Genomic DNA, 15,226 nt, shown 5'->3' with positions numbered 1-15,226 from the left:
AAGGGCTGACCGGTCTGCGGGCCGGTCAGTCCTCCGGGGGCTCCTCCGGCGGGACCACCGGCCGCTCGGCCGACAGGTCCGCCTCGGTGCCCTCCGGCACGAACTCGCACCACACCGCCTTGCCGTCGCCCCTGGGCTCGACGCCCCAGCGGGCCGACACCGCCTCGATGAGCATCAGACCGCGCCCGGAGGTGGCCGCCTCGCCGGGGGTGCGACGGCGCGGGCGGACGCTGGAGCGGTCCTTGACCCACAGCCGTACGCGCCGCACCGGCTCGGGCAGCACCTCCAGGGTGAGGACGGCGCCGCCCTCGGTGTGCAGCAGCACATTGCCCAGGAGCTCGCCCGCGGCCAGCTCCACGTCGTCGACGAGCTCCGCGAAGCCCCAGTCCTCCAGGGCCCGGCGCAGGGCCACCCGGGACTCCGCGAGGCCCTCGGGGTCGGCCTGGTGGATGTACTGGTGGATGCGGGGGGCCTGCGGGGTGCCCGGGTCGGGGGCGCGGCGCAGCACGAGCAGGGCGACGTCGTCGCCGGTGCCCCAGCGCTCCCAGAGGCTGGCCGAGAGGTGGTCCGCGAGCGCGTCGGCGCCCTCGGGGCCGGTCCGGACGGCTCCCTCCAGGGCGTCCATCCCGGCCGCGATGTCCAGTCCCGGCTCCTCCACCAGCCCGTCGGTGCACATCACCATCGTCTCGCCGGGCACCAGGTCGAGCCGGGTCTCGGGGAACTCCTCGTCGTCGAACTCGGTGGCAAGGCCGAGCGGGAGTCCGCCGCGCAGGTTGGGGCGGCCCACCCGGCCGTCGGTGTGCCGGATGAACGGCCCCAAGTGGCCCGCGCGGACGGCCCGTACACCGCCGGAGGAGAGGTCCACCTGGGCGTACGTACAGGTCGCGAAGCGTTCGGTGTCGAGCTCGGCGAGGAAGCGCGAGGCGCGGGCGAGCACGGTCGCGGGCGGGTGCCCCTCCCCCGCGTAGGCGCGGATCGCGATCCGCAGCTGGCCCATGATCGCGGCGGCGTGGGTGTCGTGGCCCTGGACGTCGCCGACCACCACCCCGACCCGCCCGCGGGGCAGCGCGATCACGTCGTACCAGTCTCCGCCGACCTCCCGGCCGCCCCAGGCCGCGTGGTAGCGCACGGCGATCTCGGCGCCGGCGACCTCGGGCACGTGCCGCGGCAGCATCGACGCCTGGAGGCCGGTCGCGAACTCGCGCTCCTGGTCGAAGAGGATGGCCCGCTGGAGCGACTGGGCGACGATGCCCGCGAGCCCCAGAGAGAGGTTGCGGTCCTCGGCCGAGAAGTCGCTGCGCCCGCGGAAGAAGAGCGCGAGCCCGCCGACCGCGCGGGCCTGGGCGATCAGCGGCAGGAAGGCCGCCGCGTCCAGTTCGAGGCTCTGGATGTACGGGGCGAGCCGGGGGAAGGTGTGGCCGAGCTCGTCGAGCGAGGTGACGAACCGGGGTTGGCCGGTCAGCACGGCCTCGGCGAGCGGCAGCGAGTCGTCCAGGCGGTACAGCTTCAGCTCGTCGAGCGTCTCCGTCAGGTCGCCGGCCAGGGCGATGATCTTGAGCACGCCGCCCTCGACCATGCCGAGGACGAGGCCGTCGGCGCCGAACCGCGCCATCCCGTCGGCGCCGGTGAGGACGGCGGCGACGTCGTCGACGGTCACCGCCTTGGAGAGGGCCTCGGTGGTGCCCTGGACCATGCCGGTGATGCGTCGTCGGCCCGCCTCCAGCGGGCTGATCGAGGTGAACTCGGTGAGCTCGGTGGTGGCATTGCGGACGATCCCGAGGACGCGGTACGCGCTGCCCCGGTCGTCCCGCAGGATCCGCCCGCGCACATGGGTCCACTGGCGGTGTCCGTTGCGCCGCCGCAGCTGGAAGTAGGCGCCGTAGGAGGAGCGGCCGGTCTGCATGGCCTCGTCGATCACGGCGTTGACCCGCACGCCCTCCTCGGGGGGCACCCGGGACACCAGCGAGTCGGGGTTCCCGTCGTATTCGTCGGGCCTCAGGTCGAAGACGGCGAGACCCGCGTCATCGAACGCAAGGGTGTTGTTGTCCAGGTCCCAGTCGAAGCTGCCCATGCGGTTGAGGGCCAGCCTCTCGCCCGGCCCGATCTCCCGTCGGTCGCGTCCAGCCACTGCGTCAGCTTAACTTCGCGGGTTTTTCCTCCGCATCACGGAGTCGCGCCCAAGGGGCCCGTCGTGGTGCGGTCGGCCCACAGTCACCCGTTCGGCCGCGCCCGGAAGGCGCCGGGGGCCGGATTGTGCCGCAGCACCGCGTCGATCAGCCCCGAGGTCGCGTCGGGGAAGTCCATGGGCACGATGCCGAGTCCGGTCCGGCCCGGGAGCGCCGAACCGTTGAGGAAGTCGCGCACCCGCGGGTTGAGCCGGGCGGCGTTCCACTCGGGCGGCAGCGCGGCCGCCGTGCTCACATAGTTGACGTAGAGCTTGCCGGGCTGGTCGGCGGCCTTGCGGAACTGGGCCTCGATCTCGGGGTACTTGCCGAAGGGCTCGGCGTTGTAGTCGTCCTGGATGTCGAAGAGCGCCGGATCGCCGTAGCGCACGCCCGGCAGCCCGCCGTTGTCGCCGAGCAGCACCACCTTGCCCCGGGCCTCGCCCAGCGTGGGCAGCGCGGCGTCGAGGCGGAACAGCGGCCGCCAACCCTTCTGGTCGAGGTAGAGGTCGAAGATCCGGCGGAACTCGGCGTCGCTCACCGTCGAGTACTCCTGCTTCACGCGCATCAGCACGGTCTCGCCCGGGTGGGCGGCGAGGAAGTCCCGGCAGGCGATCAGCACGTCGCCGAACATCAGGTTCTGGTAGAAGGCGGCGTGGTGGATGGCGAAGGCGTCGCCGGTGGCCCGGCAGCGTACGTCCAAGAAGCGGATGCCGGCGTTCAACTGCGCGGCGACGACCGCGTTCTGGCACTTCACCCACAGCCCGCCGAAGCGGGCGCCGGTGTCGTGCGTGCCGGGGATCGTCAGCTGCCGCAGCGGGGTCGAGCCACCGAGACCCGCCATCCAGTCGCCGGTGCCCAGGGTGCGGGCCCGGGCGGGCGCGGCGCCCGCGTACGCGAGCAGTCCGGCGGCCGGAAGCACGGCCGCTCCTTTGAGAAAGCCCCGCCGGTCCATTCCCACCCCACGCTCCCCCTGCCGCTCAGCGGCCCCCGGTCATCGCTGTGGCATGGAAGCACAGCGGGCCGCAGGAGAACAGGCGTCGGGCGGCACGGATTACCGCCCGGTAGTCCCGGGCCGCCCGGAAAGCGTGCTACTTTCGTGAAGACGCAAATAAGGATCGGCGGTACGCGGATCCGGCGTCCTTGCCATGCCCGTGCGAGCAGAGGAGGTGTTCGGGATGAGTCCCGACCGAAGTCCTTGCCGCACGCTGCCGACCGGCTGACCCCCTGACGGTCTCCGGCTGACCGCCGCCGCACTCCGGCGCCCGTCCCCGGCTCCCACCGCGGCACGCGGCCGCACCGCGCCGCGGCCATTTTTCCGTACGCCTCCCATGTGTCCGCGTACGCCTTCATACGTTCCTGACCACTCCACGTGACCGCACGGCCGCGCCCTGCCGTCATGCCCGGAGGGAGATTTCGCCATGACCATGCTTACCCCGGAGAAGATCGCTCCGCCGGGCCGGGGACTGCCCGGCCGCCGCGAGAGGAAGGCCGCCGAGCTGGAGGCCCGCACCCGGGCCGCCGGCGAGCGGCTCGTCTCGATCAGCGCCCGGCCCGCCTCCCTGGTCCTCAAGGACCTCGACGCCGACCGCGCAGGCCTCGGCCAGGCCGAGGTCCTGGACCGCCAGGAGCGCTTCGGCCCCAATGTCGTCGCCCACGAGAAGACCCCCAACTGGCTGGTCCAGCTCGCCAGGGCGTACGCGAACCCCTTCATCGGCGTCCTGGTCTTCCTGGCCGCCGTCATGTACTGGCAGGACCCGGCCGACCCGGGCGTCCTCATCCTCTCCGTGATGGTGGGGGTCAGCGGGCTGCTGCGGTTCTGGCAGGAGTACCGCTCGGGCCGCTCGGCCGATGCCCTCAAGAAGCTGGTGACCACGACCACCGCCGTCCAGCGCAGGGCGGGCCGCAGCGCGCTGCCGACCGCCGTCGAGGTGCCGATGGACCAGGTGGTCCCGGGTGATCTGGTGAAGCTGGCGGCGGGCGACCTGATCCCGGCCGACCTGCGGATCCTGTCCGCCAAGGACCTGATGGTCTCTCAGGCCGCGCTGTCCGGCGAGTCGCTGCCGGTCGCCAAGGCCGACACCCGTACCGACGACCAGGGCCAAGCGGCCACTTCGGACCCGGTGGACGCGGACAACCTCTGTCTGATGGGCACGTCGGTGACCTCCGGCACCGCCACCGGCGTGGTCGTCGCCACCGGCGCGGACACCTACTTCGGCTCCATGGCCGGGTCGCTGGCCGGTGAGCGCCCGCAGACCAACTTCGACACCGGGGTGCGCAAGGTCAGCTTCCTGCTGATCCGGTTCATGCTGGTGATGGTCCCGGTGGTGTTCGCGATCAACGGCTTCACCAAGGGCGACTGGGACGAGGCGTTCCTGTTCGCCGTCGCCGTGGCGGTGGGGCTGACCCCCGAGATGCTGCCGATGGTCGTCTCCGCCAACCTGGCGCGCGGCGCGGTCGCCATGTCCCGGCGCAAGGTCGTGGTCAAGCGGCTCAACGCGATCCAGAACCTGGGCGCGATGGACGTGCTCTGCACGGACAAGACCGGCACGCTCACCGAGGACCGCATCGTCCTCGACCGCTACCTCGACGTGCACGGCGACGACGACAACGAGGTCCTGGAGTACGGCTACCTCAACGCGCACTTCCAGACCGGTCTGAAGAACCTGATGGACCAGGCGGTCGTCGACCGGGTCGACGAGGCCGAGGAGGTCGTCGTCGACGCCCGGTTCTCGATGGTCGACGAGATCCCCTTCGACTTCGCCCGGCGGCGGATGTCCGTGGTCCTCAGCCGCAACACCTTCCTCGACCCCGACAGCCTGATCGGGGAGAACGCGCGCCCCGAGCACGTCATGGTCACCAAGGGCGCGGTCGAGGAGGTCCTCGCGCTGTGCACCCACATGCGGAACCACGGCGAGCAGGTGGAGCTGACCGACGCGCTGCGGGCACGGGTCACGCGGACCGCCGAGGAGAACAACCGGCGGGGGCTGCGGGTCCTGGCCGTCGCCACCCGGACGATCTCCGAGCCGCGCGCCGCCTACGGCGTGGCGGACGAGTCCGGGCTCACCCTCATCGGCTACCTGGCCTTCCTCGACCCGCCGAAGGCGGACGCGGCGGCGGCCCTGCGCGGCCTCGCCGACAAGGGCATCGCGGTCAAGGTCGTCACCGGCGACAACGAGCTCGTGGCGGCGCGGGTCTGCGCCGAGGTGGGCCTGGACGTGGGCGAGGTCGTGCCCGGCTCGTCCATCGACCTGCTCGACGACGCCCAGCTGCGCGAAGTGGCCGCACGCGCAACGGTGTTCGCCAAGGTCAACCCGGTCCAGAAGGCGCGGATCGTCCGGGCGCTCCAGGCCGACGGCCACACCGTCGGCTTCCTGGGCGACGGCATCAACGACGCCGCCGCGCTGCGCGACGCCGACGTCGGCATCTCGGTCGACACCGCCGTCGACATCGCCAAGGAGTCGGCGGACATCATCCTGCTCGAAAAGGACCTCACAGTCCTGGAGCAGGGCGTCGTCCAGGGGCGCACCACCTTCGGCAACACCATCAAGTACATCAAGATGACGGCGTCGTCGAACTTCGGCAACGTCTTCTCGGTCCTGGTCGCCTCCGCCTTCATCCCGTTCCAGCCGATGCTGGCGATCCATCTGCTCATCCAGAACCTGGTGTACGACATCGCCCAGCTGGCCACGCCGTGGGACCGGATGGACGAGGAGTACCTGCGCAAGCCGCGCAACTGGGACGCCAAGGGCATCGGCCGGTTCATGGTCACCATCGGGCCGATCAGCTCGGTCTTCGACGTCACCACGTTCCTGGTGATGTGGAACGTGTTCGGCGCCGACAGCGAGGCCCACCAGGCGCTGTTCCAGTCCGGCTGGTTCGTCGAGGGGCTGCTCTCGCAGACGCTGATCGTCCACATGATCCGCACCCGCAGGATCCCGTTCGTCCAGTCCCGCGCCTCCCGGCCGGTGATGGTGATGACGCTCCTCGCGGTGGCGACCGGGCTGTTCCTGCCCTTCTCGCCGCTGGCGGCGAGCCTGGGCTTCACGGCCCTGCCGATGGCCTACTTCCCGTACCTCTTCGGCACGCTGCTCGCGTACTGCGCACTCACCCAGCTGGTGAAGACGTGGTACATCCGGAAGTTCCACACCTGGCTGTGACCGTATGCGTCACCGGTAGTCGGCGGGGTCCGCGTCCAGCCCCCGTTCGCGGTCCGCCAGGAAGCGCCAGATGTCGGGGCGGGAGCCGTCCACGTCGGTGAAGCCGTAGACGCGGGCGAGTTCGCCGGAGCTGACCGACTTCTGGTTCCAGCGGGCCCGGTCGCCGTCGGCCGCCAGGGCGGCGACCGCGCGCCCCACGAACCGCGGCGACTCCGAGAGCGCGAAGTCCGGCGGGGCCGCCGCCTCGTGCCAGTTCTCCTCGGTGACGCCGAAGGCGTCGAGCATCATCTCCGAGCGCAGCCAGCCGGGCGTGAGGGACACGGCGGTGCCTTGGTACGGCCCGAGCTCGTGGCCCTGCGAGAACGCCAGCCGGTTCACGGCGACCTTGGCCAGGTCGTAGAAGACGGAGAGCCGGTAGTGCGCCGCGTTGTAGGCGGCGGTGCCGTCGGTCACCTCGACCAGCAGACCGCCGGGCCGGGCGACGAGCAGCGGCAGCAGGTGGTGCGAGGTGATCAGATGGGTGTCGACGGCGAGCCGCAGGATGCGCAGTCCGTCGTCGAGGTCGTGCTCCCAGACCGGCGTGTTCCAGTCGGCGGGGCCGCCCTTGAGGAGCTCGGCGCCCCAGATGTCGTTGACCAGGACGTCTACGGCGCCGTGCTCCTCGGCGATCCGCTCGGCCAGCGCCTTCACCTGCGCGGGGTCGAGGTGGTCGGCGGCGACCGCGATGCCTTTGCCGCCGAGCCGGGTGACCAGTTCGGCGGTCTCCTCGACGGTCTCGCCGCGGTCGTAGTCGGACGGGAGCGGGTGCGTACGGCTGCTGCGGCCGGTGCACACCACGGTCGCGCCCGCCTCGCCCAGGGCGGCGGCGATGCCGCGACCGGCACCCCGGGTGGCCCCGGCCACCACTGCCACACGCCCGCGCAAAGCCCGCCCGGCCGGTCCGTCCACGCTCCGAGTCTGCCCGCGCCGAAGCCGCGGATTACCCCTTCGGCCCCGTATTCGACAGGATGGGCGCATGACCGAGATCCACACCCCCCGTCTGCTCCTGCGCCGCTGGGACGAGGACGACCTGCCCGCCCTGGCCGACATCAACGCGGACCCGGACGTCATGCGCTGGACCGGGGACGGCTCGGTCCTCGATCTGGAGCAGACGGCCGATGAGATCGAGCGCTGGGAGGAGGAGTGGGACGAGGAGGGCTTCGGGCTCTTCGCCGTCGAACTCCTCGGCTCGGGCGAGCTGGCCGGGTTCACCGGGCTCTTCGTTCCCGAGGACCTGCCCGAGCTGCTGCCCGCCGTGGCGATCGGCTGGCGTCTGGGGCGCCAGTTCTGGGGGCAGGGGTACGCCTCGGAGGCCGCGCACGCCTCGCTGGAGTTCGCCCTCCAGGACCGCGGGCTCGACCGGGTCCTCGCCATCGCGCGCGTGGGCGACGACGCGTCCGCGAACGTGATCCGCAAGCTGGGCATGGTCCCGGAGAAGGTCACGACGGACCCGCGGTACGGCCATCAGCTGGCGGTCCACTCGATCGACCTCACCGAGTACGCGGGATAGGGCCTGTCCGGCCCGGCGCCGAGTGGACGCCGGGCTGGTACTTGGGCAGCCGGACCGTGATCTTCATTCCGGCGCCCACCGCCGTCTCGATGACCAGGCCGTGGCCGTCCCCGTACACCTGGCGCAGCCGGTCGTCCACGTTGGACAGACCGATGCCGGCGGACGGTCCCGCCTCGCCCGCGAGGATGCGGCGCAGCCGGTCCGGCTCCATGCCGACGCCGTTGTCCTCGATGACGACCAGCGCCTCGGACCCGGCGTCCTGCGCGGTGATGCTGATGTGGCTCTTGTCGGTCTTGCCCTCCAGGCCGTGCTTGACGGCGTTCTCGACGAGCGGCTGGAGGCAGAGGAAGGGCAGCGCCACCGGCAGCACTTCGGGGGCGATCTGGAGGGTCACCGAGAGCCGCTCCCCGAAGCGGGCGCGGACAAGGGCCAAGTACTGGTCGATGGCGTGCAGTTCGTCGGCCAGGGTGGTGAAGTCGCCGTGGCTGCGGAACGAGTAGCGGGTGAAGTCGGCGAACTCCAGGAGCAGTTCGCGGGCCCGGTCCGGGTCGGTCCGCACGAACGAGGCGATCACGGCCAGCGAGTTGAAGACGAAGTGCGGGGAGATCTGCGCCCGCAGCGCCTTGATCTCGGCCTCGATCAGCCGGGTGCGGGACCGGTCGAGGTCGGCGAGCTCCAGTTGGACCGAGACCCAGCGGGCCACCTCGCCCGCCGCCCGTACGAGGACCGCCGACTCGCGCGGCGCGCAGGCGACCAGGGCGCCGTGCACCCGGTCGTCGACGGTGAGCGGGGCCACCACCGCCCAGTGCAGGGCGCAGCCGTCGTCGTCGCAGCGGATGCGGAACGCCTCGCCGCGGCCGGTCTCGCGGATGCGGCCGAGCCGCTGAAGGATCTCCGCGCTGTGGTGCTCCCCCGCCCCGTCCCAGGTCAGCACCGAGGACCCGTCGGTCAGGCACAGCGCGTCGGTGCCGAGCAGGGTGCGCAGCCCGCGGACGGCGCGGCGCGCGGTGTCGGGGGTGAGCCCGGCCCGCAGCGGGGGCGCGGCCAGGGACGCGGTGTGCAGGGTCTGGAAGGTGGCGTGCTCGACGGGCGTGCCCAGATCGCCGAGCCCCTGCGGGCGCGCGGTGCGCCGCCCGGCCCAGAAGCCGGCCGCGACCAGTGGGAGGGCCGCCGCGAACATCCCGGCCAGGAACCCGTTCACGCCTGGGCCTCACGGGGTGCGGCGGCGCGGGCCGGTCCGCCGTGCTGCCCGGCGTAGAGCGCCTCCGGCAGGTGGAAGCGGGCCAGTATCGCGGCCGTGCCCGCCGGGATCCGGGCCGCCGTCGCCAGGGACACCAGGATCATCGTCAGGAAGCCGAGCGGCACCGACCACAGGGCGGGCCAGGCGAGCAGCGCGTGCAGCGGCCCGCCGCCGGGCAGGCCCGCCATGGTGGCGGTGACCGCGAGCAGCGCCGAGCCGCCGCCCGCCACCATCCCGGCCACCGCGCCCGGCGGGGTGAGCCCGCGCCACCAGATGCCGAGCACCAGGAGCGGGCAGAACGAGGAGGCGGAGACCGCGAACGCCAGGCCCACCGCGTCGGCCACCGGAAGCCCGCCCACCAGAGCGCTGGCCGCCAGCGGCACCGCGACCGCGAGCAGGGTGGCGAGGCGGAAGTGCCGTACGGCCCGGGTCGGCAGCACGTCCTGGGTGAGGACGCCCGCGACCGCCAGGGTCAGCCCCGACGCGGTGGACAGGAACGCGGCGAAGGCGCCGCCCGCGAGCAGCGCCCCGAGCAGATTGCCGCCGACCCCGCCGATCACCAGGTGCGGCAGGACGAGCACGGCCGCGTCGGACTGTCCGGTGAGGGCGAGTTCGGGCGCGTACAGCCTGCCCAGGGCGCCGTAGACGGGCGGCAGCAGATAGAAGGCGCCGATCAGGCCGAGGACGACGACCGTGGTGCGGCGGGCGGCGACGCCGTGCGGGCTTGTGTAGAAGCGGACCACCACGTGCGGCAGGCCCATGGTGCCGAGGAAGGTGGCGACGATCAGGCCGTACGTGGCGTACAGCGGGCGTTCCTGGCGGGCGTGGGCGAGCGGGGTGGACATGCCCGCGCTGCCCGCGTCGCTGCTGGGGACCGGGTCGCCGGGGGCGAAGACGAGCCGGGTGCCGCGCTCGACTCGGTGGGTGCCGGTGGGCAGCAGGAGGCGCCGGGCGTGGTGGCGCGTGCCGTCGACGGTGCCGGTGGCGGTGACGGTGAGCGGGGCGGCGAGCCTGATGTCGAGGGTGTCGTCGACGCGTACGGTCCGCTGCTCGCGGAAGGCGGCGGGCTCGTCGAAGGCGACGCGCGGGGCGCCGTCGCCGTGCCAGGCGAGCAGCAGGAAGAGCGCGGGCACGAGGAGGGCGGTGAGTTTGAGCCAGTACTGGAAGGCCTGGACGAAGGTGATGCTGCGCATGCCGCCCGCGGCGACGGTGGCGACGACGACCACCGCGACCAGGACGCCGCCGAACCAGCGGGGCGCCCCGGTGAGCACGTGGAGGGTGAGGCCCGCGCCCTGGAGCTGCGGCAGCAGATAGAGCCAGCCGACCCCGACGACCAGGGCGGCCGCGAGCCGCCGCACGGAGCGGGATTCGAGGCGGGCCTCGGCGAAGTCGGGCAGGGTGTACGCGCCGGAGCGGCGCAGCGGGGCGGCCACGAACACCAGCAGGACGAGATAGCCGGCGGTGTAGCCCACCGGGTACCAGAGCATGTCCGGGCCCTGGACGAGGACGAGTCCGGCGATGCCGAGGAAGGAGGCGGCGGAGAGGTACTCGCCGCTGATCGCGGCCGCGTTGAGCCGGGGGCCGACGGTGCGCGAGGCCACGTAGAAGTCGGAGGTGGTCCGGGATATGCGCAGGCCGAGCGCGCCGACGAGGACCGTGGCGAGGACCACGAGGGCCACGGCCGGTACGGCGTAGTTCTGGTTCACGTTCTCACGTTCCTCGGCGGCGCCGGGCGGGCGGTCAGCGGTCCTCGACGAGGCGGGCGAAGTCCTGTTCGTTGCGCTCGGCCCGTTTCACGTACCACCGGGCGAGCAGCACGAGCGGCGGGTAGACGCCGAAGCCGAGCACGCCCCAGACGAGCCCGGGGTTCTGCGGCCGCACCGCGAACACCAGCGGCAGCGGGCCGACAAGCAGCACGAGGACGGCGAGGACGGCGAGCCCGGCGAGCAGTTGGCTGCGCATGAGGGAGCGCACATAGGTGTGACCGAGGGTGGTCTGCTCGTCGATCTCGGTCCGGGGGCGGTAGCCGGTGAGCCCGCGGGTGCGCCGGGGCACCCCGGTGACGACGACACGGCGTTCCGTCGGATCCTGCGGCACGGCTGCCTCCCCCAGAGACTCTGTGTCGCCAGAGACTAGTCGCGATGGCGCGGCAGGAGCAGCCGCGATCTGGATGGCCTCTGGACGCATACCTATGTACCCTAGGCTAAAACCTAGGATCACTAGGAACGACGACGACGGAGGTACGGGGCGCATGGCGCGTGCGGGACTGACGGCAGAGCGGGTCACGGCGGCGGCCGCCGAGCTGGCGGACGAGATCGGGTTCGACAACGTCACCCTGTCGGCCCTGGCACGGCGCTTCGGCGTGAAGGACGCGAGCCTGTACTCCCACGTCAAGAACGTGCGGGACCTGCGCACCCGGGTGGCGCTGCTGGCCGGCGGCGAGCTCATCGACGAGATCGCCGTCGCGGTGGCGGGCCGGTCGGGCCGGGACGCCCTGACGGCGTTCGCCGACGCGTACCGGGCGTACGCGCTGGCCCACCCCGGGCGTTACGCGGCGACCCAGATCCGGGTCGACCCGGCGGCCGTCGCCGACGCGCCCGCGATGCGGCGGACCGTGGAGATCACCTACGGGATGCTGCGCGGCTACGGGCTCGCCGAGCCGGACCTGACCGACGCGGTACGGCTGCTGCGCAGCACCTTCCACGGCTACATCAGCATCGAGGCCCAGGGCGGCTTCAACCACGTACGCGACGTGGAGGCCTCGTGGCGGCGGGCCGTCGAGGCCCTGCACGTCCTCCTCGAACACTGGCCGACCTCATCCACGGAGGAAGCGAACCATGCCTGAACTGCGCGTACCCGGCGCGACCCTGTACTACGAGAAGCGCGGCACCGGTCCGGTGCTGCTGATGATCCCGGGCGGGGGCGGGGACGCCGCCTCGTTCGACCTGGTGGGGGCGGACCTGGCCGACCGGTTCACCGTCGTCGCCGTCGACCCGCGCGGCAAGTCCCGCAGCGCCGCCGGCGAACGGGGCCGGGACCAGCGGGTGGAGGTGCACGGCGACGACATGCACCGGCTGCTCGCCGAGGTCTCGCCGACCGAGCCCGCCTTCGTCTTCGGCAGCAGCTCGGGCGCGGTCATCGCACTCGACCTGCTGGCCCGGCACCCGGAGCGGCTGCGGCTGGTCGTGGCCCACGAGCCGCCGTTGCTGGGGCTGCTGCCCGACGCTGACCGGTGGCGAGCGGCCTTCGCGGGCGTCGCCGAGGCGTTCGGCCGCGACGGGCTCGGAGCGGCGATGGCCGCGCTCGGCGCGGCGGCGGGCCAGGAGGGCACCGACGAGCCGGACGACGAGCGGGACGGGGACGCTTCGGCGAGCGCGGACGCCGAACGGTTCCGGCGCATGCGGGAGAACATGCCGCAGTTCCTGGAGCGCGAACTGAGCCAGTTCAGCGGCCACTTGCCGGACGTGGACGCGCTGGCGGCGCACTCAGGGCGGCTGGTCCCGGCGTGCGGGCGCGCCTCCCGGGGCCTGCTGCTCGCCCGCCCGGCGGCGGTGCTGGCCGAGCGGCTGGGCACCGGCCTTGTCGAATTCCCGGGCGGCCACGTGGGTCTGAGCACGCATCCGGTCCGGTTCGCCAAGGTGCTGCGGCGGACGCTGGCGGGGGTCATGGCCGGGGACGCGGTGTAACCGCCGGACAAGGGGCGCGAAAAAGGTCTGGACCAGACGGTTGACCGTCTGGTCCAGACCTTCTACGTTGCGCAGCGATCCGCCCTGTCCCATCCCCCACGGCACCGCAGGGAGGAACCATGTCCTCGCCCTCGTCCTTACGGGGCCCCTCGCCCCACCGGAGACTCCTCGCACTGCTCGGCGCACTGCTGCTCCCCGTCGCCCTGCTCACCGGCCTCGCCGCCACCCCCGCCCACGCGGCGAGCGGCCTCACCGCCTCCTTCAGCAGCCAGGACAACGGCTCCTGGTGGAAGGGGACATACGTCATCCGCAACACCACCTCCTCCCCCGTCACCGGCTGGACCCTGGAGTTCGACCTGCCGGCCGGGGTCACCATCAGCGGCCACTACAACGGCGACGCCACCGTCAGCGGCCGCCATGTGACGGTGAAGAACGCCTACTACAACGCGACCGTCGCGGCCAACTCGACGACGGAGCCGTACAGTTACTGGTTCGTGGCGAGCGGGCCGATCGGCGCGCCCGGCGCGTGCACGGTCAACGGCGACAAGTGCGACGGCACCCCGGACGTGCCGCCGTCCGCACCCGGCGCTCCCAAGGTCACCTCGGTCACCGCGCACAGCGTGTCGCTCTCCTGGGCCGCGGCGACGGGCGGTGACTACCCCGTGGCCTCGTACGACGTGCTGAGCGGCACCACCGTCGTCGCCACCGCGACCGCCCCCTCGGCCACGGTCACCGGCCTCACCCCGGCCACCTCCTACGGCTTCGCGGTCCGGGCCAGGGACACCCGGGGCAACACCGGTCCGCGGAGCGCGGTGGTCACCGCGACGACCACCGACCCGGCCTCCGACCCGACCCCGCCCACCGCGCCCGGCGGCCTGCGCTCCACCGGCCGGACGTCGACGAGCGTGAGCCTGGCCTGGAACGCGTCGAGCGACAACGTCGGCGTGGCCGCGTACGACGTGTACCGCGACGGGGCGCTCTCCCAGACGCTCCCCGCCGCCACCCTCACCGCGACCGTCGCCGGGCTGAGCCCCGCCACCAAGTACACGTTCACGGTGAAGGCGCGGGACGCGGCCGACAACGCCTCGCCCGCCTCCGACGCCCTGGACGTCACCACCGACGACCAGGCGGGCACCGGCAAGTACCTGAAGGTCGGCTACTTCGCCCAGTGGGGCATCTACGGCCGCCAGTACTTCGTGAAGAACCTCGACACCTCGGGCTCGGCCGCCAAGCTCGACGTCGTCAACTACGCCTTCGAGAACATCGATCCGGGCAGTCTGACGTGTCTGGCCGGGGTCACCAAGGGCGTCGGCGCCAACCCGCAGGACCCCGACCAGGGCACCGGCGCGGGCGACGCGGACGCCGACTACGCCCGGCCGTTCAGCGCCGCCCAGTCGGTGGACGGCGTCGCCGACGACGGCTACGCCAAGCTCCGGGGCAACTTCAACCAGATCAAGAAGCTCAAGGCCAAGTACCCCCACCTGAAGGTCGTCGTCTCGCTCGGCGGCTGGACGTACTCGAAGTTCTTCACGGACGCCGCCTCCACCGACGCCTCGCGCAAGAAGTTCGTCTCGTCCTGCGTCGACGTGTGGATCAAGGGCAATCTCCCCGCCTACAACGGCGCGGGCGGCCCGGGCACCGGCGCCGGGGTCTTCGACGGCATCGACCTGGACTGGGAGTGGCCCGGCTCGCCCGACGGCCACGCGGGCAACCACTACTCCACGGCCGACAAGGCCAACCTGGCCCTGCTGCTCGCCGAGTTCCGCAAGCAGCTCGACGCGCTCGGCGGCCCGCACCGGCTCCTGACCGCGTTCACCCCCGCCGACCCGGCGAAGATCCAGCAGGGCTGGGACCTCACAAAGATCTTCTCGTCCCTGGACTTCGCCAATGTGCAGGGGTACGACTTCCACGGCGCCGGAAGCGACAACTCCTGGGAGCCGAACCGCACCGGCCACCAGGCGAACCTCTACACCGACGCGCAGGACCCGTACGCCACCCACTTCAGCGTCGACGGGGCCGTGAAGACGTATCTGGACGCCGGGGTCAACCCGCGCAAGCTCACCGTCGGCTTCCCGTTCTACGGGCGCGGCTGGCAGAGCGTCGCGGACGGCGGGGCGCACGGCGAGTGGCAGTCGGCCAACGGGGCCGCGCCCGGCCAGTTCCCGGAGGAGGCGGGGGTGCGCGGCTACAGCAACATGATCGGCGGCGTGCCCGGGCTGACCGTCCACCACGACGAGCAGTCCGTCTCCACGTACGGCTACACCGGGGCCGGCGGGCAGTGGTGGACCTTCGACGACACCTGGTCGATCGGCAAGAAGACGGCCTACCTCAAGTCGAAGGGGCTGCTCGGCGCCATGGTCTGGGAGATGTCCGGCGACACGCCCGGCGGCACGCTGATGAGCGCGCTGGCCGGGGGGCTCGGCTGAGCG

At 72.4% G+C, this 15,226-nt stretch carries 11 protein-coding genes; 5 read left to right on the top strand and 6 right to left on the bottom strand.

Annotated features, from left to right (window positions below):
- Positions 1–25: 25 nt before the first annotated feature.
- Together QIY60_RS26915 and QIY60_RS26910 are read right to left on the bottom strand one after the other, a co-directional pair.
- The gene (locus QIY60_RS26915; protein WP_283146085.1) at positions 26–2,071 is read right to left on the bottom strand and encodes a SpoIIE family protein phosphatase; all 2,046 of its coding nucleotides are present in this window, start codon (positions 2,069–2,071) and stop codon (positions 26–28) included.
- Positions 2,072–2,211: 140 nt separating this feature from the next.
- Positions 2,212–3,117: a phosphatidylinositol-specific phospholipase C gene (locus QIY60_RS26910; RefSeq protein WP_283146084.1), complete on the bottom strand. Its 906-nt coding sequence runs from the start codon at positions 3,115–3,117 to the stop codon at positions 2,212–2,214.
- A gap of 466 nt (positions 3,118–3,583) precedes the next feature.
- Between QIY60_RS26910 and mgtA the strand changes: the two genes are divergently transcribed.
- A complete protein-coding gene (gene mgtA / locus QIY60_RS26905) occupies positions 3,584–6,322 on the top strand; it encodes a magnesium-translocating P-type ATPase (RefSeq protein WP_283144760.1) in 2,739 nt (912 codons plus the stop codon).
- Positions 6,323–6,331: 9 nt separating this feature from the next.
- On the opposite strand, the gene QIY60_RS26900 is transcribed toward mgtA, so the two are convergent.
- Positions 6,332–7,270 carry an SDR family oxidoreductase gene (locus tag QIY60_RS26900; protein ID WP_283144759.1) on the bottom strand — a complete coding sequence of 313 codons (939 nt, stop codon included), beginning with the start codon at positions 7,268–7,270 and terminating at the stop codon, positions 6,332–6,334.
- Between the two features lie 67 nt (positions 7,271–7,337).
- Here QIY60_RS26900 and QIY60_RS26895 point away from each other — a divergent pair, with 67 nt between their 5' ends.
- Positions 7,338–7,871, top strand: a complete 534-nt coding sequence (locus QIY60_RS26895; RefSeq protein WP_283144758.1) for a GNAT family N-acetyltransferase — start codon at positions 7,338–7,340, stop codon at positions 7,869–7,871.
- Here the strand turns inward: QIY60_RS26895 and QIY60_RS26890 are convergent.
- The 3 genes from QIY60_RS26890 to QIY60_RS26880 are packed head-to-tail and all read right to left on the bottom strand — an operon-like array spanning position 7,852 to position 11,208.
- Positions 7,852–9,072, bottom strand: coding sequence for a histidine kinase (locus tag QIY60_RS26890; protein ID WP_283144757.1), 1,221 nt, complete (start codon positions 9,070–9,072; stop codon positions 7,852–7,854). The two genes, QIY60_RS26895 and QIY60_RS26890, sit on opposite strands and share 20 nt — an antisense overlap.
- Positions 9,069–10,817, bottom strand: a complete 1,749-nt coding sequence (locus QIY60_RS26885; RefSeq protein WP_283144756.1) for a cation acetate symporter — start codon at positions 10,815–10,817, stop codon at positions 9,069–9,071. The genes QIY60_RS26890 and QIY60_RS26885 overlap by 4 nt, the downstream gene beginning before the upstream one ends.
- 34 nt (positions 10,818–10,851) lie before the next feature.
- A complete protein-coding gene (locus tag QIY60_RS26880) occupies positions 10,852–11,208 on the bottom strand; it encodes a hypothetical protein (protein WP_283144755.1) in 357 nt (118 codons plus the stop codon).
- Positions 11,209–11,362: 154 nt separating this feature from the next.
- Here QIY60_RS26880 and QIY60_RS26875 point away from each other — a divergent pair, with 154 nt between their 5' ends.
- From QIY60_RS26875 to QIY60_RS26865, 3 genes are all read left to right on the top strand, one after another.
- On the top strand, positions 11,363–11,956 hold the full coding sequence (locus QIY60_RS26875) for a TetR/AcrR family transcriptional regulator (protein ID WP_283144754.1): 594 nt from the start codon (positions 11,363–11,365) through the stop codon (positions 11,954–11,956).
- Complete coding sequence (locus QIY60_RS26870; protein WP_283144753.1) at positions 11,949–12,797, top strand: alpha/beta hydrolase; 849 nt, start codon at positions 11,949–11,951, stop codon at positions 12,795–12,797. Before QIY60_RS26875 ends, QIY60_RS26870 begins: the two co-directional genes overlap by 8 nt.
- A gap of 119 nt (positions 12,798–12,916) precedes the next feature.
- Entirely contained in the window at positions 12,917–15,223 is a 2,307-nt protein-coding gene (locus QIY60_RS26865; protein WP_283144752.1) for a glycosyl hydrolase family 18 protein, read from the top strand.
- The last annotated feature ends 3 nt before the right edge of the window (positions 15,224–15,226 follow it).

It is taken from the genome of Streptomyces sp. BPTC-684, from assembly GCF_030028635.1.
In the GTDB taxonomy this organism is placed as follows: domain Bacteria; phylum Actinomycetota; class Actinomycetes; order Streptomycetales; family Streptomycetaceae; genus Streptomyces; species Streptomyces noboritoensis.
This window is presented reverse-complemented; position numbering and strand designations above follow the sequence as displayed.

Bases quoted from the DNA above. Each gene is read 5' to 3' on its own strand.
- QIY60_RS26915 (WP_283146085.1), bottom strand. From the start codon at position 2,071: ATGGGCAGCTTCGACTGGGACCTGGACAACAACACCCTTGCGTTCGAT.
- QIY60_RS26910 (WP_283146084.1), bottom strand. From the start codon at position 3,117: ATGGACCGGCGGGGCTTTCTCAAAGGAGCGGCCGTGCTTCCGGCCGCC.
- mgtA (WP_283144760.1), top strand. From the start codon at position 3,584: ATGACCATGCTTACCCCGGAGAAGATCGCTCCGCCGGGCCGGGGACTG.
- QIY60_RS26895 (WP_283144758.1), top strand. From the start codon at position 7,338: ATGACCGAGATCCACACCCCCCGTCTGCTCCTGCGCCGCTGGGACGAG.
- QIY60_RS26875 (WP_283144754.1), top strand. From the start codon at position 11,363: ATGGCGCGTGCGGGACTGACGGCAGAGCGGGTCACGGCGGCGGCCGCC.
- QIY60_RS26870 (WP_283144753.1), top strand. From the start codon at position 11,949: ATGCCTGAACTGCGCGTACCCGGCGCGACCCTGTACTACGAGAAGCGC.
- QIY60_RS26865 (WP_283144752.1), top strand. From the start codon at position 12,917: ATGTCCTCGCCCTCGTCCTTACGGGGCCCCTCGCCCCACCGGAGACTC.